Here is a 25,424-nt window from a genome sequence, read left to right as displayed (position 1 = left end):
ACCCACCCGACGCCCGCTCGTATCGTCGTCTACCTCGTCACGATCACCAGCGTGAAGGGACCTTCGTTTGGTTTGCCCGGATTGCGAGTTGCGATCTTAAGCGTGAGTACAATTGAACCCTCACCCTTGAGTGTCCCCTTGCAAAAGAGTTCCTGTTTGCACTTGAGTTCGCAGCCTTGATCCCGCAGCTTCATGATGGTGAGAAAATCCTTCGAGGTAACAAGAATGTTGCTGTCCCAAAAGGCGTTGCGTGTTGCCGGGAAGTTGTCGCCGCCTAGACGGCCGAGCCCCTCTCCAACGATGAATTTCGATTTCTGGTCGCAAATGCTGGCGAGTTCTTGCGCGGCTTTTTCAGCAGCTGCGAGTTCAGCTTTGTCGGTGAAGGCCTCGGCCTTGGGGTTACACGTGTTCGATTTGGTTGGCGAAACGGTTTCGTCAATCAAAGTTCCATCCCAGTTCTGCCTGTCAGGCTCCACTCGTATTAGCACGTTCGCGCCGCCGAAGGTGCCGAGCGTTTGGGACCCATCGCGAGCACTCGCGTCTGCCAGGTCCACAGAGTCCAGTGTCTTGACGTTCGCCAGATCCACCTTCACCGAGTCGGGACACTCGGGCTTTGTAACGCGGATGTCTACGGGGTCCGCTTCTATGATCTGGCGCTCCTGAATTGGTTTGTCCTTGGGGCCAAGGTCCCACTCGGCCCTGACGACGTAGTTCCCTGGATCGGCAAGCTTGTTCTCCGTGGTTGTGCCGTCCCATGTGTCTTCGAACTCTTGGCCGTCTTCCGCACCTTCGTGAAATCCGATCTTCTTTACGAGCGTACCGTCGCGTTGCTCGATCGTGACGGTCAAGTCGCCCCTCGCGTCGCGCCGCGACAGTTTGACTTTGATCTTCTGGGTATCGCCCTGACGGATTATCCGGTCCAAGGGCCGAAGGAGAATCTCGACCTCGCGCGGTGGTGCCGGGGCGTGCGTCGGCGTTGCGCCCAGCCGTGTCGGCGGTGCAAGACTCCCGCAGGTCAAGTGGTTCAGAGCGAGGTGCCCACCTTGTGAATCGAACGCGGACACCGCAGCCGTGGGGCTGATCGACCCGCTACCACGGACTCGCGCTCGCCACTTGAAGGTGACGCCGTTGTTGCAAATCAGCTCGCGCCGACTCTTCGGCCCCGTGCTCAGTCGCAGCTCGGCCGTCGGCGTGCGCGCGGCGTCGAGCGCTGCCGTGACGTTGGTCAGACTGCTGCGCGTGCCGTTCTCCGCCCGCACGAAGATCGTCGCATACCCATTGCGCTGCTCGATCCAGCAACGCGCCGCGAGTCCGCCCCGCGCCCGGCACGGTATGGGCGTGTTGGTGCGTAGCGGGGCCGGGTTGCGCTGCACCGTCGCAGCACGCGTCGGCCGCCGCGTTGGCGAGGCGGCAGGCCGCACGGCCGCGGGCGTCGGAGTGGCCGTCGGCGTTGGCGTCGGCCGTTGCCAGCCGAGAATGACGGGCGCACAGATCACCGGCCCCGTGGTCAGCACAGCGCCACCTGCGTCGGTGGCCGTGATCTCCGTGCGAACTACGATACTCCCGACGCCATCGACGCGCGCCTTCCACTTGAACGTGACGCTCTTGCTGCGCAGCAACTCGCGCCATGGGTGGGGCGCGGTCATCACCATGAGCGTGGCGCCGCGACTCGCCGTCACTTGCAATGGCGCCGCGGTGACCTCGGTGACCGCGGCCCCGGTGTCGTTGTGCACGTCGATCGCGATCTCGACGCGATCGAGTGCGTGGTTGACTACACACCCGGCGGTGAGTCCGCCCGCCCGCACCCTTCCGGGCGCCAGCAGTCCCAGGACGCTGATGACAACGAGCAGGCCGCGCGACCCCATCACTCCTCCTGCCGCGCTTGCAGGCTCCACCCGTTCGCCGCCCGCGCCCCCCACTGAGCCCGCGCTCGCGATTCGACTGTCGTTTACACCTGCACTCGACCGCAGGAGCAGCCCGGCCGTCAAATGAAAATTGCCAGCGCTGCTCTTTGTGCTCAATTCACGCTGCCTAATGAAGCGGCCTCGCCGCCGAGTTGTTGGCCGCCGGGTTTCGTGCGATCGTCGCGGCATGAATGTCGACATGCTGCTTGCACACGGGATCGTTCTGGACGGCACTGGGACTGATGGCGTCGCGGCATCGGTCGCGGTCACCGATGGCCGCATCGCGGCCGTGGGCGACCTGAGCGGCACCACCGCGGCGCGCACCATCGACTGCACCGGCAAAGTGATCGCGCCAGGTTTCATCGACATGCACTCGCACAGTGATTGGGTGATCCCGCAACCCGATCACGGCGCGGTGCTCGCGCCGTTGTTGGAGCAAGGCGTCACCACCATCGTGGCCGGCAACTGCGGCTGCTCGCCGGCGCCGTTCGTGGATGGCAACCGCGCGCTGCTGCCACTCATCGGCCGCATGTTGCACGATCACGATCTCGACTACCGGTGGTCGAGCATGGGCGAGTTCCTGAGCGGGCTCGAACGCCAAGGGCTCGCGCTCAACGTGGCGCAGCTCGTCGGCCACGGTACCGTGCGCACCGCGGTGAACGGCATCACGCCGGGTCCGGCGACACCCACACAAGTTGCTGCGATGGCCGATCTCGTGCGCGCCGCACTCGATGAAGGGGCGATCGGATTCTCGACCGGCCTCGGCTACGCGCCGGGTGTGTTCGCCGACACCGATGAATTGCTCGGCGTCACCGCGCCGCTGAAGGAGCGCGGCGGTGTCTATACCTCACATGCGCGCAGCTACATCTCCCTCGGCAGCCTCGACGATCCGGAGCAGCAGCCGTCAAATTTACGCGCCCTGGACGAGACCGCCACCGTCTTTCGCGCGCACGGCGTTCCGGTCCAGCACTCGCATCTGATCTTCGTTGGCGACGCCACGTGGCCGACCACCGACCGCGTGATCGAACATCTCGATGAACTCATTGCGGAGGGCATCGACATCGCCTGCGATGCGTTTCCCTACGTCGGTGGCAACACCACGTTGGTGGTGTTCATGCCGCCGTGGGCCTTGCCCAACGTGCGGGGCGCCGTCAGCGATCCCGAGCAGCGCCAACGCGCCGCCGGCACGCTCAATTGGGTGCTGCCGCACCTCGGCATGCGTTGGGAAGACACGCAGATCATGTGGGTGCCCGATCGTCGTGTCGCGCACTACGAAGGCATGACGATCGCCGATATCGCCCGCGATCGTAAACAAGATCCCACTGAAACGTATCTCGATCTGGTCGGCGAACTCGGCAGTCAAGCGCGCATCATTAACTGGAACTACAGCGGCCGTGACGACGAGGAGACCAGCCTGCGCAAGGTGCTCGAACATTCGCGAACCTGTTTCGAGACCGACACGATCCTCACCGGCAACGGTTTCGACAACCCGGCGTCGTACGGCACCTTCCCCCGTATCCTCGGCCGTTACGTGCGCGAGCTGAAGTTGTTCTCGTTGTCCGAAGCCGTGCGGCGCATGACCAGTTTCTCCGCCGAGCGCATGGGCCTGCGCGACCGCGGCCGCATCGCCAAGGGGCTGGCCGCCGATCTGGTCGTGTTCGATCCCGCGACCGTCGGCGACAACACGACGAGGCGCGCGCCGAGTACCTCACCATCCGGCATCGAGACGGTGGTGCTCAACGGCCGAGTCGTGGTGAAGGAAGGAAAATTCGATCGCGCGTCACGCTCTGGGCAGGTGCTGCGCGGATAACCCGCGCCGGATTCACCGACTCAACAACCGCTCGATGCGTGTCTCCAAGTTCGCCTTCACCTGCGGCCACTCGGAGTCGATGATGCTGAAGTAGACGCTGTGCCGCAGGTGGCCGTCGGGCATGATCATGTGATTGCGTAGCGTGCCTTCTTCGGTGGCGCCGATGCGGCGCAGCGCGGCGCGCGAGCGTTCATTGCGCGAGTCGGTCTTGAATTCGACCCGAATGCAGCCGAGTTCCTCGAACGCGTGGCGGAGTTGGAGATATTTCGCCTCGGCATTGCACGCGCTGCCTTGCCACGCCGGCGCGATCCAGGTGCCGCCGATCTCTAACCGCCGGTTCTGCGGGTCAATGTTGAGGAAGCTGGTGCCGCCGATCACGTCGCCGGATGCGAGCGCGACCGTCGCCCACGATACACCCAGGCCGGCAGCCTGCGCCCCGACGCTGAACTCTACGTAGCGCAACAGCTCGTCCCGCGTTTTCAATGCAATCGGAAAGTACCGAAAGATGTCGCCCTCGACGCCGAGGGTCGCGAACGCTTCGCCATGAGCCGGCGTGAGCGGTTCTAACCGCACGACGCGGCCGTTGAGCGTGACCGGACTGATCTCCATCGACTGATCCGCGCGTCGAGATCGTTCAGTGTATGCCGGGACTCATCTGCAACGCGTTTGGATCGACGCCGAGGCGGCGGATCGCCGCTTCCCACATTGCGTCGGCGTCGACGTCGAAGATGAGGTCGAGCGCGACGTCGCTGGTGAGCCATGCCGACTGCAGCAACTCCCCGTCGAGTTGGCCCGGCCCCCAACCAGCGTAGCCAATCAGGAAACGACTGCGCGACGGCGGCGGGCCTTCAATCAGTCGCCGCAACAGTGTGGGCGAACCCGACAGATACAAGCCACTCAAGATGCCGACGTACTCGACGCCGGTCGGCTCATCGCCAACCAGAATCCAGCCGCGCTGCGGTTCCACCGGACCGCCGACCCACAACTGCAGGCCGTTGTCGTGCGCGAGCGGCGGCTCCAGCTCGATCAACTGCGCCGCCGGCGTGCCGGTGGGGCGGTTGAGCACCAACCCGAACGCGCCCTCGGGCGTGTGCTCGCACAGCAGCACCACGCTGCGCTTGAAGTTCGGGTCGTTGAGTTGTGGCATCGACAGCAACAGTGTCGGTGCCAGCGAGTTGGTGGGTCCATCCAGATCGCTCATGAGGTGCATGATAAGGCGCCGCAGAGGAGATTTCCATATCCCTTCACGATCGTTGCTCCTGTGCGTCCGTGGCGGGCTGCGCCCTGCACCCAGCGAGGGAAAACCGAGGCGCGGTTTTCCCTCGCGCTCCCTTTCGCTCTCGCTGCGCTCCGCTATGGGCCGCGGCATTGTGAGCCGGCCTCACGCGGGACGCGCACGCAGCGCGACCGCGCTGCGATACCAATGCGGCGCTGCTGGGCGGCAACGGCGGCCTCGGGGGTGGGTGATGCAATCGGTCATGGTCGCCTCCTTTCTCCGGTCATCTCTTGCGTCTCCGGTCATCTCTTGCGCCGGGCAATCCGACAGCGATGTTTGCAACAACCTCAGCGCTGTCAGTCGGAAGTCCGCCAGAGGCCGCCGGTTGCAACGCAATGCCCATCGTCGAGGAGAACACAACGATGGAACCATCGAAGCCATTGCGTGAGGCCGCCTCACAACGCTGTACCCCGTTTGCCCGGCGCTCCGCGCGAAAGAGGAGCACGAGGAGAAAACCGCGCCCGGTTTTCTCCTCGTAGGGGCGCAGGGGCGCAGCCCCGCTTCCGATGATCCCGTTTGCTGTAGGCCCCCTGCGTGAACCGGCGCACCCCGACGACGCACTCGAGACGATCGTTGCTGGCGGGCTGCGCCCTGCACCCAGCGAGGGAAAACCGAGGCGCGGTTTTCCCTCGCGCTCCCTTTCGCTTTCGCTGCGCTCCGCAATGGGCCGCGGCATTGTGAGCCGGCCTCACGCGGACGGCGGGCTCAACGCTACCGAGCTGCGATACCAATGATGGGCTGCTAACAGGCAACGGTGGCCTCTGTAGGGTCAACGCGATCGCCGTCATTGGCGCACATCATTGCTCAGCTCCTCTCTTGCGCCGGGCAATCCGAGGCGAGTGCTCGCGACAATGGCTATCACCGTCGGTGGGTGCCTTCGCCAAGGCACCGGTCGCAGAGCAACGCCCATCATTGGCGGGAATGCAGCGGTGGAATCTGTCGAGGCCAGCGCACGAGGCCGGCTCACAACGCCGCGCCGCATTTGCCCGGCGCTCCGCGGGAAAGAGGAGCACGAGGAGAAAACCGCGCTCGGTTTTCTCCTCGTAGGGGCGCAGGGGCGAAGCCCCGCATCCGATGACCGCTTTGGGCGTAGCCGCAACCGCCTGAACCAGCGACCGCGCGATGCACGTACTCGATGCGGTGGTCGCTGGCGGGCTGCGCCCTGCACCCAGCGAGGGAAAACCGAGGCGCGGTTTTCCCTCGCGCTCCCTTTCGCTTTCGCTGCGCTCCGCAATGGGCCACGGCATTGTGAGCCGGCCTCACGCGGAAAGCGCGCCTTCGTCGACCGAGCTGCGATACCATGCTGCGCTGCGGGCGGGCGACGGCGGCCTCTGTTGTGGATGACGCGATCGCCATCGTTATCGCCGATCAAGACTTGCCTCCTCTCTGCGCCGGGCAATCCGATGCGAGCGCTCGCGACAACCCCAACGCGATCAGCCAACTGTCGCGCCAGAGGCCGCCGGTCGCGGCGCAACGCGCATCATGGGCGGAAACGCGGCGATCGAGCTGGGCGAAGGCACGGCGCGAGGCCGACTCACACTGCCGCGACCCCCTTCGATACGCTTCGCTACTCAGGACAGGCATTTGCCCGGCGCTCCGCGCGAAAGAGGAGCACGAGGAGAAAACCGCGCTCGGTTTTCTCCTCGTAGGGGCGCAGGGGCGTAGCCCCGCATCCGATGACAGTTTCTTCGCTTGACAATCGAACCCGAAAGCACGGACACTAGCGCCCGTCACTATCAGCGATCCGAAAGGTGGCCGTTGCATGCGGTTGGGGTTCCGATTCGTGCTCATCAGTATCGCCGCGGTAGCCGGTTTGGCCGGCTGCGGTGGCGGTTCGTCGAGTTCGACCGAATTCAGCGGTGGCTTGACGATGCGCGCACTGTGGGAACAACCGAAGGCCGGTGGCGCAAGCGCGGCCGCGACCCACGGCGGCTTCGGTCCGGACATCCCACGCGCGGTCAAGTCGGTGGCGATTCGCGTCGATCCCTCAATCGGCGCCCGCCGCTGCATCGCCGTCGATCCGCGCGCCATAGCCGTTGATCCAGACTCGGGCCAACGCCAGGTGGTGTTCGAGAAACTCCACGCCGGGCCCGCGATGGTCACGATCTTCGGCAGCGCCGATGACATCGACGCTGCGCGTGAACACTGCGAGGGCCGCGGGCAACACACGCCGAGCTTTCGCAGCGATCCACACGAAGTTCTGATCCGTCCGCTGCGCTTCAACGATGCCGGCGACATCGAGGTGTACGCGATTCCGTTTTTGCTGAATCTAGACCCGCCGGCCCAGGAGCCACCGGCGTCGATCGTCTTCCGTACTCCGATACGCCTAACAATTGCCGACGCAATTTCGGGAATCGACCCCGCTTCGATTCATGTCTCGCCGCAAGTGTTTGACGCTCGCGCGCAACTGCTCCTGTCACTGACTCCGTGTGATGACGCGGGCGCCACACCGTGTAGTGCGGGTGGCGAGTTCGGCGTCACCGGCTTTCACGTCGAGGACACGCCACCGCTGCCGGGGCCGCAGAGGGTAGGCGTGGTCGCGGACAACCTAGCGACACCGCCGCGCGAACTCGATTTCAGCTACGAGATCGTCGTCCAGGAGCCGACGAACACCGGCGTACTGCATGGCACGGTGATCAACTGCCTCACCGGCACACCGCTCGCTGCGACTGCCGCGTTGCTCAAACCTGAGGTCCGACAAACCGACGCGGGGAGCGACGGACTGTTCCGCTTTGACCAAGTGCCGTTCGGTGACTTCGAGCTGCAGGCGAGCGCAACCGGATTCATCACCGGCCGGATCTCCGGCACGTTGAGCGCCGACAACCCCGACCAAAATGTCACCATCCCGATCTGTCCACCGATCGCATTGCGCACCGTGCTCACGTGGGGCAGCGGTCCACCGGCACCGGCGGATCTCGACGCGCACCTGCGTGGGCCAGCGCCCGGTACGTCGGTGGCGGGCGCGCCCGTCGAGTTCAATCTGTTCTTCGCCAACGACACCGTCCCGTTCCCCAGCGGCGGCAAAGCGACGCTCGATATCGACAGTCGCAATTTCAATGGCCCGGAGACCATGAGCGTCACCGAACTCGCGCCGGGCATGTACCACTACTGCGTGCATGACTTCAGCAATCGCACCAACCCACAGTCGACCGCGTTCATGAATTCGAACGGGCGCGTGCAGGTGTTCCTCAACAACCAACAGGTGAGCGAGTTCATGCCCCCCGACGGCGCCGGCAATGTGTGGGAAGTGTTCGCGATCGACACCACGCAAACGCCACCGCGCGTTACTGCGGTCAATCGCCTCGGGGCGGAAGCCACCACCGAGCGGGTCTGCCGCCGCATCACCGATCGCGACGGCGACGGCCTCACCGACGCACAAGAAGCCGCTCTCGGCACCGACCCCGATCTATCGGACACCAACGCTAACGGTCTATCCGACGGCGAGGACGTGATCGAAGGCAACAGTCCGTTACCACCGCCGACGGTCACGCTTCCACCAATCACGAGCACGGCGACCCCAACGCCAACGCCGACGCCGACGGCAACGGTAACCTTCGGGGAAATCCAATGTGGCGATGGCGTGACTGTACCCTCTGAAGAGTGCGACGATGGCGGCACGTGCATCGGTGGATCAAACGCGGGAGCCCCTTGTACATTCGGCCCGACCTGTGACGTGGGTGTTTGCACGCCCACCGGCGGTGATGGCTGCGCGGCGAATTGCACGAACGAGTTATCAGTCCCTTTGGGATTTCAATTGAGCGATCAGACCTGCGGCATTGGGGTTGGCTGTCGCCCGTTCAACCTCGTCGCTTCCGGCACCGGGCTGTGGAGAATTGGCAAACCGAACCCCGACGGCAGCCTCCCGATTGCGATTCGCGCAGACGAAGTCAGCCCGCATCCGCTCAGCGTACAGGGACTCGGTTGCGCGTGTTTGCGCGGCATCCCGGTGCCTGAGTTCGGTCTTGGCAACGCCGGCCACGGCGTCCTTTACTGTGGTGCATTCGGATTCAGCGGCGTCGACGTGAACACTGGGATCGACCACACCATCGGCGTCATCGGTGCGAATGGTTTCACTGCGGCAGATTGCCTCGCTCCCGGCGGGTCACTCGATACGACTCATCCTGGCGTCTGCAACGGCCCGGCAACCATCACGCAGTCGGGACAAGGACCAGCGGGCTCGGCCGTGGTTCGCATCAACGTGAGCTTCGGATTCATCGCCGACGGCGGGAGCTGCGCGACCGAGACGGACACCAAGGTCTGCCGCGACGGCGCCAACCCGGGAACCGCGTGCACAACCAACTCGGCCGTGTGTGTGGGTGGCGGCACGTGTGTTCCGGCAAAGGGCGGTGACGGTATTCCATGCAATGGCGACGATCCCGAGGTCGCGCGTGGAACCGCCGGCCTGTCGATATTCACCACGGGCACGGCGAGCGCGACGATTACGGATACCGACAATCAGCCGGGTGTCACGTTCGGCCCTGGCCAGATGTGTGGCAATCAACCGTGCGTTGCCAGTGGCACCGGCGCCCCCGCAAATTGTGTCGCGCTGATGCAACAAGGCACACTCGCCGGAATGACGTTGGTTGCGGCAGCCCCGACGCTCGACATCGCACAACAACACGACATCATCAGCGTCCGCGCAATCACGATCGGAGGCGTGGCGCAATGAAGCGACACCCAAGGTCGAGGGGCACACCGCGCCAGCACTTCGCCGTCGTGTGCGCGCTTCTCTTGTGCATCAGCACCGGCGCCTTCGCGTCCGAGCAATCCGAGCTGCTCTATTCGCGCGGCTTGGTCGCGTTCCACGCGGGTCGCTTCGACGCGGCGCTGAAACTTTTCGACGAAGCGGTCGCTGCCGATCCGACCGACGCGTACGCTCACTACTATCGCGGCATGACCTACGGGCGTCGCGGCGAGTGGACGCCGGCGATCGCCGACTTGCGCGCGGCAGTTGCGGCAAAGCCAGACCTCGAGCCGGCGCCGCTCGAACTCGGCGTCGCATTGGTGGAGGCCGGGCAGTATCGCGACGCCATCGAGTGGCTCGAACGGGCGCAACGCGATGAGGGCAGCGCCGCCCGCGCGTCGCTGTTCCTCGGCATCGCCCACCTCCGACTGGATGACCGTAGCGCCGCGCGCACGAACCTCGAACGCGCCGCGCGCGACTCCGCGCTGCGTCAGCCGGCACAATACTATTTGGGGATCATCGCCTATCAGGAACACGACTGGCCACACGCGCGCGAACACTTCGAAGCCGCGAAAGCGACCGGTGGAGATTCAGAGATGGCTCGTGAGGCGACGACGTTCCTCGGCAAGCTAGGCGAAGGCGAGCGTCCGCGAGGCGAAATCTACGGCGCGCTCGGCATCGCGTACGACAGCAACGTCTCGCTGGCACCGTCGGATCAGGCGATCAAGAACGCCGCCGGCATCAGCGGCGAGGCCGATGGGCTCGTGACCTTGTTCGCCGGCGCGCGCTACGCCGCCTGGCGCAGCGAGCGCGTGGAGTTCTCCATCGGCTACGAGTTCTTCCAAAGCCTCCACTTCAAACTCGACGACTTCAACTTGCAGGACCAGCGTCCCTACCTTCAGCTTCTCGTCAATTGGGATCCTTTGAAGGCCGGCGTGCTGGCGCACTACGACTACTACCTGCTGCGCGACGACAGTTTTCTGCAAGAGGGCACCGTGCTGCATTGGATCGATCTTCCTGAAGGTAACTTCGGACGCAGCGAGATCTACTATCGCATGCACCGGCAGGACTACTTCCTCGACCCGTTCGCCGGCCTGCTCGACTCGTTCGATCACGCGGCGGGGGCGCACCAGTTCGTCTACCTCGGCGCACCCGAGCGTTTTCTTTCCGTCGGCTATCAGTTCGACCATCTCGACCCGATCAATGCCGCCGGCGACCCGTATGGGTACGACGGTAACGAAGTGAACACCAACGTCGGGTGGATGCTGCCCGCCGGAACGCTGCCGCCACTGCAACAGATCAGCACCGAAGCGGGCTTCGCGTATCGTCACGAACGCTACGCGAGTCAGAGCGATGGCCGCCGCGACGACGTCTACTTGATCACCGGCGCCGCCGAGACGCCGATCACCGACCACATCAGCCTTACCCTCGCCTACTTGGGGACGATCAACAATTCAAACGACGCGGCGTTCACCTATGATCGCAACATCGTGTCGTTGTCGCTGGGAGTGAGGTTCTAATGACGCGGGCCACAGCTTCGGGCAAACAACGACGCGCGACCCTGCTGGGCGTCCTGGGTGTCTTCACGGTTCACGCCCTGCTGTTGGTGTCGCGCGCCGCGTGGGCGCAGGAGGTCGGAACAGTCGCGGAGGTCGAGGGCACGGCCGAGATCGGACGCGGCGGGCGATGGAGCCCGGCCAGCGTCGGCACGGCCGTGCAGTTCAAGGACGCATTGCGCACCGGGCACCCGGGGCGCGTCCGCGTGGTGTTTCAAGACGACACCGTGCTCAACATCGGCGACGACTCGCACCTGGTGCTCGACGAGCAAGTGTTCGACCCGGCTCAGGGTACCTATCGCTCGGTGATCCACATGATCAAGGGGCGCGTCCGCGCACTGGTCAGCGAGTACTACAAGCAACCACACGCGCGCTACCACATCGACACGCCGACGGCGGTGTCGGGCGTGCGCGGGACCGAGTTCATCGTTTCATATGACGCTGCGACGGAGGTCACCGAGGTGGTTGGCATCACCGGACGCGTCGAGGTCACCAGCCCGCTCGATCCCACGCACCATGGTGTCTTCGTCACCGCGCAGGAGATCACCAGCGTCGCGCGCGGCAAGTTCGCTACGCCACCGACGCGTCTGAGCGACACCATCTTTCGCCAGTATCTGAAGGGTCTGGAGTTCATCGGCGGCGGTCACGCGGAAAGTCTGAGCGCGGCCAGTCCGTTACTGACCGGAAGCGCGATCCCGCGCTCCGATCGCAGCGCTGCGTTCGAACCGCCGGCCGCAGTTGCCGGCGCGGCCCCCGGGGGTCGCCCCAACGCTAGTCACGATGCCAGCGATCTGTTGCATCAACCGCCCGGCATTGTGCGCGCGCTGCAAAACGGCAACGGCGACCTGGGCGTGCGATTCTAGAATTTCCGCCGCGCCTCGTTCCTACGCTAGCCGGCGTTGCATCGCCGCACGAATCGCCGGCAAGGCGGCTTCTGCCGCCGCTTCGCCGCGCTCGACGATCTCGTCAACGTGCTGCACATCCGCGACCGAGAAGGCGGTGAGGTCCGGCTGCACCGCGACGTCGACCAGTGCCAAATTCGCCAGCGTGCGCTCGCGCGCGCCCACCTCCATCGCCCGCAGAACCACTCGCACGATGGCAGGATTCGCAAGCCGGTGCCGCAACCTCTGCAACGCGTTGCCGTGTTGCTCCGTTCGCACTGTCGGGTCGACGCCGGCCGAGGTGTCGACCGCGATCACGATGTCGGCCCCTTCCCGGCGCAGGATGTCAGCGGGCAACGGGTTCACCACCCAGCCGTCGACGAGGACCTGATCATGGAGGGCCACCGGCGGAAACACGGCGGGGATCGCACTGGTCGCATCGAGGGCTTGCCACAGCGGGCCGTGGCCGAACACGACTTCGTGGCCCGTCACGAGATCCGCCGCCACCGTCCAAAATGGCAGCACCAGATCCTGAATCTGGCGCTCGCCGGTTTGTTCACGAATCGCTCGGCGTTTTTTCTCGCCGCGCAACAGCGACACCTCGGGCAGTGTGAAATCGAGCAGCGTGCGTCGGATGTTGCGGGTGAACCCCTGAAAGCTCGTCAACAACGACGCGCTGGTGCGGCCGGCCGCAATCAGTCCGCCGACGATACCCCCCATGCTGGTGCCGGCGAACAGATCGAACTCCAACCCGGCGCGCTCGAAACAGCGCAGCGCGCCAACGTGCGCCAAACCCTTCGCTCCGCCTGCACTGAGCGCCAGACCGACACGGCGACCCAGCACGCGCCGGGCGAAACGTCGCAGTCCGACTGCCGCGGCTGACCTCGGCTGCGTGCGGGTGATTGCCGCCCTCGTCATCTCCGCCGGAACCAGTTGGATCTCGCAGGGATCAGCGGTCACCGCATCGCTCTCGCAACGCACGCGCGCGAAAGACACGTCGATGCTTTCGAGCAGTTGCGCCGCACCGTCGTCGAGTGCCCACACCGCATCGACTTGCCGAGTCAGCGCGGGCGTGCGGGCATCGCTCGCCGCAACCCAGATGATCAACAACGGGTGCGCCGCGCGCAGCATAGCCGGATCGAGCACGCCATCCGCAAGAACCGTGACTCCGTCCACAACAGGCCACTCGGACACGCGCTTGGAGACATGATCGACGATGGCCACGGGGATGCCCGCCTCGTCGCCCAACGCGGCGGCAATGTTCAGCAGCAGCATGGTATCCGGCGCACTTGGCGAGGCGGTGACAGCGGCGATTGCTCCCGGCCGCTCGCGGTTGTGCCGCCGCTGCAGATGCGCGCGCAGACGCCGGCTGAGCACGTGGCTCAAGGCCAGGCCGACGGCAGGCAGTTGCGCCAGGATCTGTTGAAAATCGCTGCGAGCGAGCACTAGCACAGTGGCGTCACTCGCGGCGATCACGGTGGCTGAACGCGGCTCGCCGGTGATCAGCGCCATTTCGCCGAACCATTCACCGGGCCCTAATTCGGCAACGACCTCGTCGCCGCGCGCCGTCGGCGCCACGATGTGGACCACGCCGGCTGAAACGACGAAGAACTCGTTGCCCGGTTCACCGGCTGTACACAGCACTGCACCGCTCTCGACCGTGCGGCGACGGGCGCGAGCCGCAACCAACTCGAGCAACTCGACGGGCAGATCGACGAACAGCGGCAAATGCCGCAACCCGGCGAGCAATTCGGGGTCGGCACGATCGGTCACGCGCCAATGCTAGTGCCGCGGCGCAATGCCGTCCAGCGATATCCGCCTGGCACGCGCCCGCCGCTTTGAGGTACTGTGCAGCGCGTGCCATCTACTCCCCGGTCGGTCAACTCCACATCCCCGTTGTACCAGCGGCTGCCGCGGCAGGTCGCCATCGGCGCGCTCCTCCTCTTGGCGAGCGCCGTCGATACCGGGCTCCAAGCGCGGCGAAATCCGCCGATGGATCCCGACCAATACTGCTGCGACCATCTCTTCTACCGCTCGATGGCGTTCAACCTGTTTGCCATCACCCGCCCCGACTTGAACCAGCCGTTGAACAACTTCTCCATCGCCGGGTTGTACGTGCATCCCTACTTCTCCCGCTTCATGTACCCGGCGAACGGATACAATCGACAGCCGCCATACTGCTACCGCATCGTCACGCCGTTGCTGGCGCGAGCGATTTCGCTGATCGGAAGTGTGTCGATCGACGACGGGTTCTACCTCATCACCGTGGTGTCCCTCACGCTCGCGGCGTTCTTCCTCGCGTTGGCGGTTCATCGCCTCTCGCACGGCGTGGTGCTCGCACTGATGTCGGTGGTCGCGTACGGGCAGCTGCGGGAGGTCTTTGCCTTCAATCTGACCCAACCCATGCTGACCGATCCGTTGGCGCACTGCCTTTTGGCGCTGTCGACCTACTTGATCATCGCCGGGCGCCCGTACTGGTTCGTGGCGGTCTGTCTGATGGGGCTCTTCAACAAGGAGATCCACCTCTTCATGCTGCCCTGCGGCGTCTTGTTCCAGATGCTGAGCGGTCGGCCGTGGAAGCGGATGTCGCTCGCGTGCGGTGGAATCGTCGCATTCTACTTTGCCTTCCGCCTGCTGCTACCCGTGCCCATCAACACCTATTCGCTCGCCGGCAACCTGATGGAGATTCCGCCACTGACTAGCGTCGTGCAGTGGCTGATCGATGTCTTCGGCGTCATGGTCGTCGCGACGGTCCTCCGATTGCCGCGCCGCCTCATCAATCTCGCGCTGCTCCCGCAGGCTCTGGGTGCCGTAGTGATCGGGATAGGTTTCTCGAATATCGGCCCGGTCGACCTCTACCGAGCCCTCGACTACGCGGCCCCACTCGTGATCGTCGCCACCTTCGGCGCCGCGACGCAGTCGCGGTGGGCATGGTTACTTGCCGCGGTTCCAGGCGCCCTGTTCATTGCGCAAACGATGATGGCGTTGAATACAACGATCCTATTGGTGATCGCCGTCGCGACTGAGATCGCGCTCGCCGCTGTGACCCGTCACGACGCGACCCTTGATCGATAGCACCTCTGCGCAGAAGGCCCTCGATACGATCGCCTTCGCGATCTACTCGGGCAAACGGGCATTGGGCTTCCCGAGACAAAACCCGCTTCCCCGAGTAGCCGCACTGAGTAGAAGCCGCAGGCTTCGTATCGAAGGGCGGCGTATCGAGGGCTCACTTCTTGTGCACAGTCACCACTAGCAGTCGGGCTCAGGTGCGCGTCACGTACCGTGGCACTTCTTGTACTTCTTGCCGCTGCCGCAGGGGCAGGGGTCGTTGCGGCCGACTTTGTCTTCCTGCTGCGCGGGACGCGGCTTGGAGGGCGCGGCGGCCGCACCGCCACTCATCACCATGCGGGCGGGTTGCGGGCGGCGTTGCTGCTCCAAGCGCGCAACATCCTCTTCGCGCGCAATCTGCACGGTGAAGATTTTCTCGATCGCATCGACCTGGATCTGCACCATGATGGCCTCGAACATCTCGAAGCCTTCCTTCTGATATTCCTGCAGTGGATTCTTCTGCGCGTAGCCGCGAAGGCCGATGCCCTCCTTGAGATGATCCATCGCCAGCAGATGATCCTTCCACAAGGCATCGATGGTCTGCAGCAGGACCAGTTTCTCCAGATGCCTTTGCACCGGCGGCGTGAACGCGCGCTCACGCTCTTCGTACACCGCCCGCACCCGCTCGATCAGCGCCTGTTCCAAGCGCTCGACCGTGAACCCGTGCCGCTCGTCGACGCCGAAGTTCGGACGGAGGTTGAACTGCTTGAAGCACGCGTCGTCGAGAACCTGCCAGTCCCATTCTTCGGGTGCCAGCTCCTTGTTGCTGTACTGCGCGACGAGGCCGGCGGCGATCTCTTCCATCATGCCGAGCACGGTGTCGCGCAGCCGTTCGCCCGCGAGCACCTCGCGGCGGCGCGCGTAGATGACCTCGCGCTGCTTGTTCATCACGTCGTCGTACTCGAGCAAGTGTTTGCGGATGTCGAAGTTGTGAGCCTCGACCTTGCTCTGCGCGTTAGCAACCGCGCGCGTGATGAGTCGATGCTCGATCGGCTCGCCTTCTTCCATGCCGAGGCGCGTCATCAAGCCTTGGATCCGCTCAGCGCCGAAGATGCGCAGGAGGTCGTCTTCGAGCGAGAGGTAAAAGCGGGACGCGCCGGGATCGCCCTGGCGGCCGGCGCGGCCGCGCAGCTGATTGTCGATGCGCCGGCTCTCGTGTCGCTCGGTGCCGATGATCGAGAGTCCGCCGGCCGCGAGCACCTTCTCGCGTTCTTCGGCGCACACCGTGCGGTACTTCTCCATCGCTTCGTCGAAACGCGTGCGAAACTCTTCGGGAGCCGCGTCGATCTGCTCGCGCACGTCCTCGACGACCTTGGTGTACTTCTTCCGCGTCGTCTCGTACTCGCTCTGGGCCGCGGCTACCGCTTCTTCATACGGCTTGCGCTGCTCGAGGTAGGACGCTTCGGCGTCTCTGTACGCTTGCTCGCCCGCCGCGTACGCCGCGACGGCGGCTTCGTAGCCGTCGTCCTCGTTCTCGCTGCGCGTGAGTACTTTCTGCAACGCGCGTTCGTAGTCGCTGCGCACGCGTTCGAACGGGGTGCGTGCGGCGGCCACCGCGCGCGCGTCGCCGGCACCGTTCTGCGACAAAACCGCGCGCAGCTCGTCCAATCCGCGCTGAAAGCGTAACTGGCCTTCTTCGCCGAAGTGGGGGCCGGTGACGCGATCGAACTCGTGCAGCGCCTGCCCATAGTTGGCGACGGCTTGCTCGCAGGCGTGGGCGGTGGGTGCATCGATGTGGTCGGCCTCCACTACGCGGGCAAGAGCCGCCTCGTAATCGCGGCGAGCGCGCCAGAACGCCGCCTCGAGATACACGCGATGCGCCGCAGTCAGATCGTCGAGCGCTTTCGCTTGGGCCTGTTCATCGGGCTCCCACAGCGGCTGATACTTCTTCAACGCGCCTTGCACCGCCTCTTCGTGACGCTCGCGCAACTGCTGCAGGGCATCTTCGTAGCGGTGATGCCCTTCCGGCAACGACGCGGTGCGCCGCACCCACTCGTTCTCCAACTCGGCGCGGGCGAGGAACTCCGGATTGCCGCCGAGCAAAATGTCGGTGCCACGACCGGCCATGTTGGTCGCGATCGTCACGGCTTGGTGGCGGCCCGCTTGCGCAATGATGTTGGCTTCCGCCTCATGGTTCACCGCGTTGAGCACGGCGTGCTTCACGCCTTCCTTTTTCAACAGCTTGGCGAGGTGCTCGGACTTCTCGACCGACACCGTGCCGACGAGCACCGGCTGACCACGCTCATGCGAGTCGACAATATCCTCGATCACCGCGTTGAACTTCTCGCGTTCGGTCTTGTAGACCACGTCGGGCTTGTCGATGCGGATCATCGATCGGTTGGGCGGCACCACGACGACATCGAGCTTGTAGATGTTCTTGAACTCGACCGATTCCGTGTCGGCGGTTCCGGTCATGCCGGCCAGCTTCTTGTACATGCGGAAGTAGTTCTGGATGGTGATGGTGGCGAGGGTCTGGTTCTCGCGCTCGATGCGCACGCCCTCCTTCGCCTCGACGGCCTGATGAAGCCCGTCGGACCAGCGCCGCCCCGGCATCAAGCGGCCGGTGAACTCGTCGACGATGATGACCTGGCCGTCCTTGACGATGTAGTCGACGTCGCGCTTGAAGATGGTGTGCGCCTTGAGTGCCTGGTTGACGTGGTGCAGCGTGCCGATCTGTCCTGGATCGTAAAGGTTGGTGATGCTGAGCATGCGCTCGATCTTGGCGACGCCGCTCTCGGTCAGCACGACGTTGCGGCTCTTCTCGTCGACGGTGAAGTCGCCTTGCGACTCGATCTCTGCACGATCCTCTTGGCGGACATCGCCGCGCACCACCGCGCCGCGCTTCAACCGCGGGATGATGCGATCGATGTTGTAGTACTTGTCGGTGGACTCTTCGGCGGGCCCCGAAATGATCAGCGGCGTGCGCGCCTCGTCGATCAGGATGTTGTCGACCTCGTCGACGATGGCGAAGTTCAGCTCGCGCTGGACGTACTCGTCGAGGCTGAACTTCATATTGTCGCGCAGGTAGTCGAAGCCGAACTCGTGATTGGTCCCGTAGGTGATGTCGGCGAGGTACGCATCCTTGCGTTCGATCGGGCGCAAGTTGAGCAGCCGATAGTCCTTCACGACGTAGGTCGGATCGAACAGAAAGCTGGTGTCGTGAACGCTCGACGCCAGGGTCAGACCGAGCCTGTGGTAGATCGGTCCCATCCACTGCACGTCGCGGCGGGCCAGGTAGTCGTTGACGGTGACCAGGTGCGTGCCGCGGCCGCTGAGGGCGTTGAGGTAGAGCGGCAAGGTGGCGACCAGGGTCTTCCCCTCGCCGGTCTTCATCTCGGCGATCTTGCCTTCGTGCAAGACGATGCCGCCGATCAGTTGGCTGTCGAAGTGGCGCAAGCCAATCGCGCGCTTCGAGGCCTCGCGGACGCAGGCAAAGGCTTCGGGGAGGATCGCGTCGAGTTCTTCGCGCTCGCGGGCGTAGATCGCCTTCTCTTGCTCGTCGATCAGTTGGCGCAGCGTTTCCGGGTCGCCGTCGTTGCCTTCAGCGCCGGACTCGCCGCGCAATTGCGCACGCAGATCGTTGAGGCGGGCACGCAACTCGTTGGTCACGTCCTGCACTCGCGCTTTGAAGGCGGTGGTCTTGTCTTGCAGCTCTCGGTCGCTGAGCGCCTGGATGGTCGGCTCGAGCGCATTGATCTGCTCAACGGACGGCCGCATACGTTTGAGCTCGCGGTCGTTCTTGGTGCCGATGATCTTCTTAACGAGTCCAATCATGCCGATGCGATCCGCTGGGGGCTCAGGGAATTTCGAACGCCCTATGCTGCCCGTGGGACAGGGAAAGATCAAGGTCGGAGCGGAAGGGTCGGACGGTCCCAAGCTACGACGGTCTGGTGCGGCGTTCAATCTCGCGTTGCTCGGCCTGCGCGCGCAGTGGACGGCCCTTGTCGGGCGTCGGATCGTTCACCAAGCCGTAGATCTGGCGGCCTTCGTGATCGGCGGGCAGGTGCTCCGTGATCGGCAGGCCTTCTGCGTTCACGAACAACAAGCAATGGCAGTACTTGTAAATCTGCATGTCGTCACACGCGCAAATCCACGTACGGTGCTTCACCTCAGCTTGTTTGTCGGGATAGAAGCGGCACGGACACAGCGGCCGGCCGAGCGTGTCGGAGTTCGCCGCCAAACCCTTCACCACGGCTTCGGTCACTTCGAGATCGGGATGCGTAGTGGTCCCCGACTTATCGCAGTAGTTGGCGACGAACCTTTTGATGCGTTGCAAACTCTTCTCGCTCGGTTCCACCACAGCCGGTCTCCTTCGGGTCGCGAGGAACCCTACAGCGCGGCTGCTGGCCTGCGCAAGGTGGCGGCTCACACTAAATGAATCGGGGTACGAAGAGAGGGAGGACGCGGCGCAGGCGTACTCGCCGGGCCCTGGGGGGATGGCGCACCAGCCCCCCAGGGAGTTTCAACGGCGCAAGATCACGCCGGCTTGAGTGTCAATTCCGCCCGTCTGTCCTCCACCACCCGGAGCTTCGGCCGATAGGCCTCGGCGCGAGTGAGCGTCTTGTAGACGAGCAATCCAACCGGCACCAACGCGACCGCGAGGGCCACTGCGGGGAGCACCCACGCACTCACCGCCCATGTCAGTGCCGGCGCCAACGGCGTCTGCACAACACACCACAACATCGGGATCACCCCCAATCAATTTCCAGCTTCCCGCCAGCCCGAGCTGGCGGGAAGGTTTCAACTCGTTTCGTCAGTACCCAACGGCAGCGCGCAGCGGAGTGACATTGCTCCCATTCTGCGCGGCCATCTGCATCGCACCGGCATCCATACCGGCCAGGAACCATTCCATGGGGCGGCCGGTATACTGAGCGATGCGGTACAGCACTTCCGTCGAAGGCACGCGACCGTTGAGGTAGTTGTACAGCGCCGACAGGCTGACGCCGATATCGTAGGCGAATGCCTTCGGCTCATCGGCCACAACCTCCCGCAGCCGCCGCGCGACCAATTGTGCATCAATCTGGGACATGGTCTCCTCCTCCTAAACGTCGCCGCTAGTTCGGCTCGCGCTCGCCGGCCGGTCGAGCGCGCGGTCCGTGCCCTCCGTGGCGCGCAGAGGGCAAATAAAAAGGCCACCGGGTTCGAGTCCCGGTGGCCTTTTTATCCGCAAAGGGTTGTGAAGCTTGCTTACGGTTCCCCCTTGTTGGGATTGCCACCGGGTGCCCCATTCGGGCGAATCTTGGCGGTTACCGTCGTACCCAGCATCGCCACGATGCCCGCTCGCGAGGCCGCCGCGCGCGCGTGCCATTGGCACGTCGCGTCACGCAGCGAGTCGCGCGTGTGCAGGTTCGTGTGATGTTGGGTTCGCTTCACTGGGTTAACCTTTCCGATCAATGATGTTGCCAGATTTGCCATAGTGTTTCGGTCATTGCAAGCCGGTTCTTCACACAATTGTAGAGCGCCATCCCCAAGTTCAGAAACCGCCGGGCTCCCGACAGAGGAGCGCGCCCTACGGCGGCGGTGCAAAGGTCGCGAGTTGCAGCACCCACGTGCCGCTGTTGAGTGACGCGGTGGCGGTGTAGTTGCCGGCCGATGCCGCGATGGTGTCTTCCACGAGGTCGCCGTCGGGGGCGGTGATGACGCGGCTGGTGTAGCCAGTCCCCGGCGCGCTGAACGTGGCGCCGGTCATGCCGGCGGCGAACAGCAAGTTATTGGATGCAGCGGCGAGCGGGCTGGTGCTGGCGCTGCTGCCGACTCCGGTGGCTGAGACGCCGGCGATGAACGGCGCGCTCTGACGCAAGCCCGCGTACTCGGTGATGCGTAGATCGACGAACACCGCGGCTTGGTCGAAGTGCACTGTCACCTGATTGCTGCCCGCTGCCGCGGCCGCGATGTTGGCCGCGTAGTAGATCGCTTGGCTCATGCCGTTGCCACGGAACGTCGCCAGCGCTGGCTGGTACACGTTGCCGGCGCTGTCGCTCACCGACGTGATGCTCGCGGTCACGTCGTTCCAGCCGATCGCCACAATGTTGGTGTCGCCCGCCGTCTGCGCGCTCGCGTAGGTCGTGCTCACCACACTCTGCGGCGATTGCGGTGCGGCGTAGCTCTGCTGCACGAAGGTCGGACCGGGGCCCGCCGTCGTGACGTTGAGCGCCGCCGACGGCGCCGAGGCGTTGTTGGCGTAGTCGAAGGCGACCACCGTGTAGGCGTACGCCGTCAACGCCGTGAGCCCCGTGTCGGTCGCCGTGGTCGCCGCCGTGGTGCGGATCAACGCGCCGTCGCGATAGAGCTGATAGCCCGCCACCGCCACGTTGTCAGTGGACGGCGTCCATGTGATCGTGATCTGCGTGTCGGTCGCACCTGGGGCCGACAATCCGCTGGGCACCGACGGCGCCTCGGTGTCGGGCGGCACCGCTGTGGCTTCGAGCACCAGCACCCAGTCCCCATCGCCATCGCTGTTGGCGCCCGGCGGCGTGAAGGGCCGCGCGCCGCTGTTGGCCAGCGGCGAGCCGGCAATCGGAGTGAACGTCCCGTTGCTCGGGTCGTACCACGACGCGTAGGCCGGGGCGCCGAGCGTCGCCATGTTCACCGTGATGGTGCGACTCGTCGGCAAGTACGCCAGCACCAACGCGCCATCGGGCGTGCGCGCCGCCGTCAGGTAGTCATTGGTGCCGAGCGCGCCACTGTCGGCAAACGTCCCGTAGCCCGCGGTCACCACGGTGTGGGCCTGATCGGGAATCAGGTTGAACCACTGCCGCGCTTCGAACAGGAATTTCACGTAACTCACTTGCAACGAGCCCGGCGTATCGAGATTGCTCTGCCAGCCGCTGCTGAACGGCCAGGTGTAGCGGTTGCCGTAGAGCTGGCCGGCCGCACCGCTGAGCAAACTCCAGTACGCCTGCCGGCGTAGGATCTCGGGCGTGCCCTCGTCGGCGGCGTTGTGTTCGAACTCGTAGTTCGCCTCCACCAGGAACGTCGGCAGCGCGTTGGCGCGGTTGTAGTCCGCCAGCACCTGCGCGTAGGTCGGGTAGTAGGTGTACGACGCGTTGAGTTGGATCAGCGGCGCCCAACTCGCGTCATCGAGCGAGCCGCTGACCAAGTAGTCCAACTCCACGGTGTGGATGTGGCGGTCGTCGGTGTCGTGGATACCGCGCGCCACTGCCTGCACCACCGCGTCGTCGCCGGGCGACTGCCAGCTTTGGAAATCGTTGCCGCTCATCCAGATGATGTTGTCGACACTGCGGTAGCGCGTGCCGAGGTAGCGCCCATAGGTGCGCGCCTTGGTGACACCGTTGGCGCTGAGCACACTCAAGTAGCTGCCGGTCTCGGCGGGATCGAGCAGCACGGTAAGGCCATGCTGCGCCGCCAGCGTGAGCATATGGTCAACGCGCGCGAAGAACGCCTCGTTGGGCATGGCGAGATCGTTGGGCGTGGTAAACGGCACGATGCCGTCGTAGGTGGAGCCGTCGGCGCGTCCGCCGGTGTAGGTGGCGCAGAGCAAGTTGACCCAGACCACATTGAACCCCGCGGCTTGGCGGTCGGCGAAAAACGCGTCGGCCTCGGCCTCGGAGAGATTGACCGTCAACGCCTGCGGCGAATCCCCGGTGAGCAACACCGGCACGTTATTCTGATCCACCAGGTAGCGCCCGTTCGCGCTCACCTTCAACGGATAGGCGGTGTTCGTGTTCGGCGGTGGGTTGCTGGGCGTCGTGACGCTCAGGGCCGGAGTACTTCTGGCCGAGACGTGACCAGCACCGTCGTACGCGGCAACAGCATACGAATAGGTCTTGAGGGGGGCGAGACCGAGATCGGTGTACGAGGTCTGCGTGGTTGTCGCGATCTGGATGCGGTTTCTGAACACCTTGTAGCCAGCGACCCCGGTATCGTCGGCGCTCGCCGTCCAAGCGATCGTCGCCGCATTGGAGACAACGTTCGAAGCTTGCAGATTCGTCGGCACGCTCGGCACAGCCGTGTCATTGCCGATCGCCTGGAACGCGGCTAGTTGCATGATCCAGGACGTGCCGATCTGCGTACCGGTGGCGTTGTACGAGCCCGCCGGCGCAGTGACCCTGTCGGCGATCAGGTTGCCGTACGTACGAGAGAGAGTCCGATAGCCTTGACCCGCTCGCGTCACCAGTTTGTTGGACGCGCCACCGGTGAACAACAGCGAATTGACAGCCGCAGTAGTCAGGACACCGCTATCCATTGACGAAGATGACCCCGAAGCCGCAACCGCTGCCTCGAACGGCGTGAGCCAGTCAATACCCGAGTACTCGTAGACGTAGAGAACACCGCGAGTGGTGATCGCGGTCGCGAAACTCGCCGTGACCGTGTCGGTTCCACCGACGACGAGCTGCGCGTAGAAAATCTCAGCGTTGGTACTGTCGCCGCTGGATTGCGTCGGACCGACGGCACTGGCGTAGGCGTAGCCTTTGGAATCAGTCAGCGACACCGAACCGTTGTTGTCCCACACGACGTAGGCGACGATCAGATTGCCGGCCGTGGTCGGCCGCAACAACTTCACGCTGGCGCTGCTGCCCGACGTGACGCGGAGATATCTTCGCTGAACAAGTCTCGGCTTCGTCGTCGCCTGCGCCGGGTTCGGAAGCGGCAGCGAGCCCATCACCATCAGACTTGCTGCGAGCAGAACGCTGCCCAAGCCGAATCGTCTCCGTGGTGGGTTACGCATCGTGGACCATCATCTCGCCCAAGCAGTTTCGCGCGAGTGTAACCCCTGGGGGGACCACGTGCCAAGCTGTTTTCTGCCGCCGAGTGTCGCCCTACTCCAACTTCCTGATCAACCCTTCCTGCGCCACCGAGACCAGCAAGCGACCGTCTTGCGAGAAGATGCTGCCGGTGGCCAGTCCGCGCGCGTACGACGCCGATGGGCTCACTTGCGCGTAGAGCATCCACTCGTCGGCGCGGAACGGGCGGTGGAACCACATCGCGTGATCGATGCTGGCGCTCATGATCTTGCGATCGGGCGCCCAAGTCAGGCCGTGCGGCCGCAGGGTGCTGTCGAGCAGCGTCATGTCCGATGCATAGGTGACCACGCAGGCGTGCAGCATCGGATCGTCGGGCAAGCGGCCATCGGCGCGCAGCCAGATGTAGGCCTCAGGACTGCGCCAGGTATCCGGCCGGCTGCCGATCGGATCGCACATGCGCATGTCGATCGGCCGCTCGCGATCGACCCACGTTCCGAGCTGCTCGCGAAACGGCTTCATGCGCTCTTGAAACGTCGGCAGACTCTCGGGCGGTGGCACTTCGGGCATCGGCGTCTGATGATCCAATCCTTCTTCGAGCTTATGGAACGACGCCGACAAGTGCAGGATCGCGTGCCCGTGCTGGATCGCAACGACGCGACGGCTGGTGAACGATTTTCCGTCGCGAATACGATCGACCTCGTAGAGGATCGGAATCTTTGGATCGCCTGGCCGCAGAAAGTATGCGTGCAGCGAATGGATCCAGCCTTCGCTCACCGTCCGACCCGCGGCCACCAGCGCTTGGCCAGCGACTTGCCCGCCGAAGACGCGTTGCCGATCCTCCTTCGGACTCACGCCGCGAAAGATGTTGACCTCGAGTTCTTCGAGATCGAGCAGATCAGTCAAATTCCTCAACGCAGTCGACACCAGCTGTCCTTACCCTCCGACTTTCAGCTTCGCTATCCGAGCTTGAACCCAATCGCGAAGCCCGCCACGAACGCGGCACCGAACGGCAGATTGGCGGACAGAATTGCCCACGCGTGATCGGCGAGCGTCAGTCCCTTGGGATCCACCCACACGCCCTCGGCCGTGCTTTGCACTGCTTCCCAGTTGACTGTGATCAGTCGCTTGTAGGCCAGCACCTGGATCAGGATGAACACCGCGCCCAGCGCGATCGCCACCAGCTTGGTGACCTTCTTCGCCGTGTACCCGACGATCACGCCCGCCACGCCGCCGAACCCGAGCGATGGCGCCCAGGCGCCGAAGAGTTCCCCGAGGTTCATCGTCGCCTCCCCCGCCTCGTCATCGCGTGCCAGCATACCTACGCCGCCATCCGCCGTCGAGGTCAGCCAGCCGCGTGAGCGCGAGGCACGATCGCCAGACTCCCGCACCAGCGCCGCAGTTCGTCGGTCGACTCACGTGTCTTCACTTCCCCGCCACACACTCCTGCTGCTGGTATGCGACTTGCCAATACAGCCGAGAGAATCGCGCAGGCCATCAGGG

17 protein-coding genes are annotated in these 25,424 nt (G+C 64.5%); 5 read left to right on the top strand and 12 right to left on the bottom strand.

Annotated features, from left to right (window positions below; genetic code table 11):
• Positions 1–29: 29 nt before the first annotated feature.
• Positions 30–1,865, bottom strand: coding sequence for a hypothetical protein (locus tag HYR72_19930; GenBank protein MBI1817247.1), 1,836 nt, complete (start codon positions 1,863–1,865; stop codon positions 30–32).
• 238 nt (positions 1,866–2,103) lie between these two features.
• Here HYR72_19930 and HYR72_19925 point away from each other — a divergent pair, with 238 nt between their 5' ends.
• Positions 2,104–3,714, top strand: a complete 1,611-nt coding sequence (locus tag HYR72_19925) for an amidohydrolase family protein (GenBank protein MBI1817246.1) — start codon at positions 2,104–2,106, stop codon at positions 3,712–3,714.
• A 12-nt stretch (positions 3,715–3,726) separates the two neighbouring features.
• On the opposite strand, the gene HYR72_19920 is transcribed toward HYR72_19925, so the two are convergent.
• Both HYR72_19920 and HYR72_19915 read right to left on the bottom strand, forming a co-directional pair.
• Entirely contained in the window at positions 3,727–4,323 is a 597-nt protein-coding gene (locus HYR72_19920) for a GNAT family N-acetyltransferase (protein MBI1817245.1), read from the bottom strand.
• Positions 4,324–4,348: 25 nt separating this feature from the next.
• Positions 4,349–4,915 carry a YqgE/AlgH family protein gene (locus HYR72_19915; GenBank protein ID MBI1817244.1) on the bottom strand — a complete coding sequence of 189 codons (567 nt, stop codon included), beginning with the start codon at positions 4,913–4,915 and terminating at the stop codon, positions 4,349–4,351.
• A gap of 1,837 nt (positions 4,916–6,752) precedes the next feature.
• Between HYR72_19915 and HYR72_19910 the strand changes: the two genes are divergently transcribed.
• The 3 genes from HYR72_19910 to HYR72_19900 are packed head-to-tail and all read left to right on the top strand — an operon-like array spanning position 6,753 to position 12,093.
• On the top strand, positions 6,753–9,659 hold the full coding sequence (locus HYR72_19910) for a hypothetical protein (GenBank protein ID MBI1817243.1): 2,907 nt from the start codon (positions 6,753–6,755) through the stop codon (positions 9,657–9,659).
• The gene (locus HYR72_19905; protein MBI1817242.1) at positions 9,656–11,194 is read left to right on the top strand and encodes a tetratricopeptide repeat protein; all 1,539 of its coding nucleotides are present in this window, start codon (positions 9,656–9,658) and stop codon (positions 11,192–11,194) included. Before HYR72_19910 ends, HYR72_19905 begins: the two co-directional genes overlap by 4 nt.
• A complete protein-coding gene (locus HYR72_19900) occupies positions 11,194–12,093 on the top strand; it encodes a FecR domain-containing protein (GenBank protein MBI1817241.1) in 900 nt (299 codons plus the stop codon). The genes HYR72_19905 and HYR72_19900 overlap by 1 nt, the downstream gene beginning before the upstream one ends.
• Before the next feature lie 21 nt (positions 12,094–12,114).
• Here HYR72_19900 and HYR72_19895 read toward each other — a convergent pair whose 3' ends face one another.
• Positions 12,115–13,884 (bottom strand): cyclic nucleotide-binding domain-containing protein, encoded by a 1,770-nt coding sequence (locus HYR72_19895; GenBank protein ID MBI1817240.1) that lies wholly within the window; start codon positions 13,882–13,884, stop codon positions 12,115–12,117.
• 84 nt (positions 13,885–13,968) lie between these two features.
• Here HYR72_19895 and HYR72_19890 point away from each other — a divergent pair, with 84 nt between their 5' ends.
• The gene (locus HYR72_19890) at positions 13,969–15,186 is read left to right on the top strand and encodes a hypothetical protein (protein MBI1817239.1); all 1,218 of its coding nucleotides are present in this window, start codon (positions 13,969–13,971) and stop codon (positions 15,184–15,186) included.
• Positions 15,187–15,384: 198 nt separating this feature from the next.
• On the opposite strand, the gene secA is transcribed toward HYR72_19890, so the two are convergent.
• The 8 genes from secA to HYR72_19850 all read right to left on the bottom strand — a co-directional run bounded on the left by secA (position 15,385) and on the right by HYR72_19850 (position 25,240).
• Positions 15,385–18,993 carry a preprotein translocase subunit SecA gene (gene secA / locus HYR72_19885; GenBank protein MBI1817238.1) on the bottom strand — a complete coding sequence of 1,203 codons (3,609 nt, stop codon included), beginning with the start codon at positions 18,991–18,993 and terminating at the stop codon, positions 15,385–15,387.
• A gap of 103 nt (positions 18,994–19,096) precedes the next feature.
• The gene (locus tag HYR72_19880; GenBank protein ID MBI1817237.1) at positions 19,097–19,519 is read right to left on the bottom strand and encodes a ferredoxin:thioredoxin reductase; all 423 of its coding nucleotides are present in this window, start codon (positions 19,517–19,519) and stop codon (positions 19,097–19,099) included.
• 176 nt (positions 19,520–19,695) lie between these two features.
• Positions 19,696–19,902 (bottom strand): hypothetical protein, encoded by a 207-nt coding sequence (locus HYR72_19875; GenBank protein MBI1817236.1) that lies wholly within the window; start codon positions 19,900–19,902, stop codon positions 19,696–19,698.
• Positions 19,903–19,972: 70 nt separating this feature from the next.
• Complete coding sequence (locus HYR72_19870; GenBank protein ID MBI1817235.1) at positions 19,973–20,248, bottom strand: helix-turn-helix transcriptional regulator; 276 nt, start codon at positions 20,246–20,248, stop codon at positions 19,973–19,975.
• Positions 20,249–20,406: 158 nt separating this feature from the next.
• Positions 20,407–20,592, bottom strand: a complete 186-nt coding sequence (locus HYR72_19865; GenBank protein MBI1817234.1) for a hypothetical protein — start codon at positions 20,590–20,592, stop codon at positions 20,407–20,409.
• A gap of 136 nt (positions 20,593–20,728) precedes the next feature.
• Positions 20,729–23,908, bottom strand: coding sequence for a DUF4038 domain-containing protein (locus HYR72_19860; protein ID MBI1817233.1), 3,180 nt, complete (start codon positions 23,906–23,908; stop codon positions 20,729–20,731).
• Positions 23,909–23,999: 91 nt separating this feature from the next.
• Positions 24,000–24,848 carry an acyl-CoA thioesterase II gene (gene tesB / locus HYR72_19855; GenBank protein MBI1817232.1) on the bottom strand — a complete coding sequence of 283 codons (849 nt, stop codon included), beginning with the start codon at positions 24,846–24,848 and terminating at the stop codon, positions 24,000–24,002.
• Between the two features lie 32 nt (positions 24,849–24,880).
• Positions 24,881–25,240, bottom strand: a complete 360-nt coding sequence (locus HYR72_19850) for an FUN14 domain-containing protein (protein ID MBI1817231.1) — start codon at positions 25,238–25,240, stop codon at positions 24,881–24,883.
• Positions 25,241–25,424: the final 184 nt, after the last annotated feature.

The organism is Deltaproteobacteria bacterium, assembly GCA_016178705.1.
GTDB lineage: Bacteria > Desulfobacterota > Binatia > HRBIN30 > JACQVA1 > JACOST01.
The sequence above is the reverse complement of the archived record's forward strand: the minus strand, read 5'-3'. Positions and strand labels throughout refer to the sequence as shown.

Coding starts and splice junctions, on each gene's coding strand:
- HYR72_19930 (MBI1817247.1), bottom strand. CDS start 1,865: ATGGGGTCGCGCGGCCTGCTCGTTGTCATCAGCGTCCTGGGACTGCTG.
- HYR72_19925 (MBI1817246.1), top strand. CDS start 2,104: ATGCTGCTTGCACACGGGATCGTTCTGGACGGCACTGGGACTGATGGC.
- HYR72_19920 (MBI1817245.1), bottom strand. CDS start 4,323: ATGGAGATCAGTCCGGTCACGCTCAACGGCCGCGTCGTGCGGTTAGAA.
- HYR72_19915 (MBI1817244.1), bottom strand. CDS start 4,915: ATGAGCGATCTGGATGGACCCACCAACTCGCTGGCACCGACACTGTTG.
- HYR72_19910 (MBI1817243.1), top strand. CDS start 6,753: ATGCGGTTGGGGTTCCGATTCGTGCTCATCAGTATCGCCGCGGTAGCC.
- HYR72_19905 (MBI1817242.1), top strand. CDS start 9,656: ATGAAGCGACACCCAAGGTCGAGGGGCACACCGCGCCAGCACTTCGCC.
- HYR72_19900 (MBI1817241.1), top strand. CDS start 11,194: ATGACGCGGGCCACAGCTTCGGGCAAACAACGACGCGCGACCCTGCTG.
- secA (MBI1817238.1), bottom strand. CDS start 18,993: ATGATTGGACTCGTTAAGAAGATCATCGGCACCAAGAACGACCGCGAG.
- HYR72_19875 (MBI1817236.1), bottom strand. CDS start 19,902: ATGTTGTGGTGTGTTGTGCAGACGCCGTTGGCGCCGGCACTGACATGG.
- HYR72_19870 (MBI1817235.1), bottom strand. CDS start 20,248: ATGTCCCAGATTGATGCACAATTGGTCGCGCGGCGGCTGCGGGAGGTT.
- HYR72_19860 (MBI1817233.1), bottom strand. CDS start 23,908: ATGCGTAACCCACCACGGAGACGATTCGGCTTGGGCAGCGTTCTGCTC.
- HYR72_19850 (MBI1817231.1), bottom strand. CDS start 25,240: ATGCTGGCACGCGATGACGAGGCGGGGGAGGCGACGATGAACCTCGGG.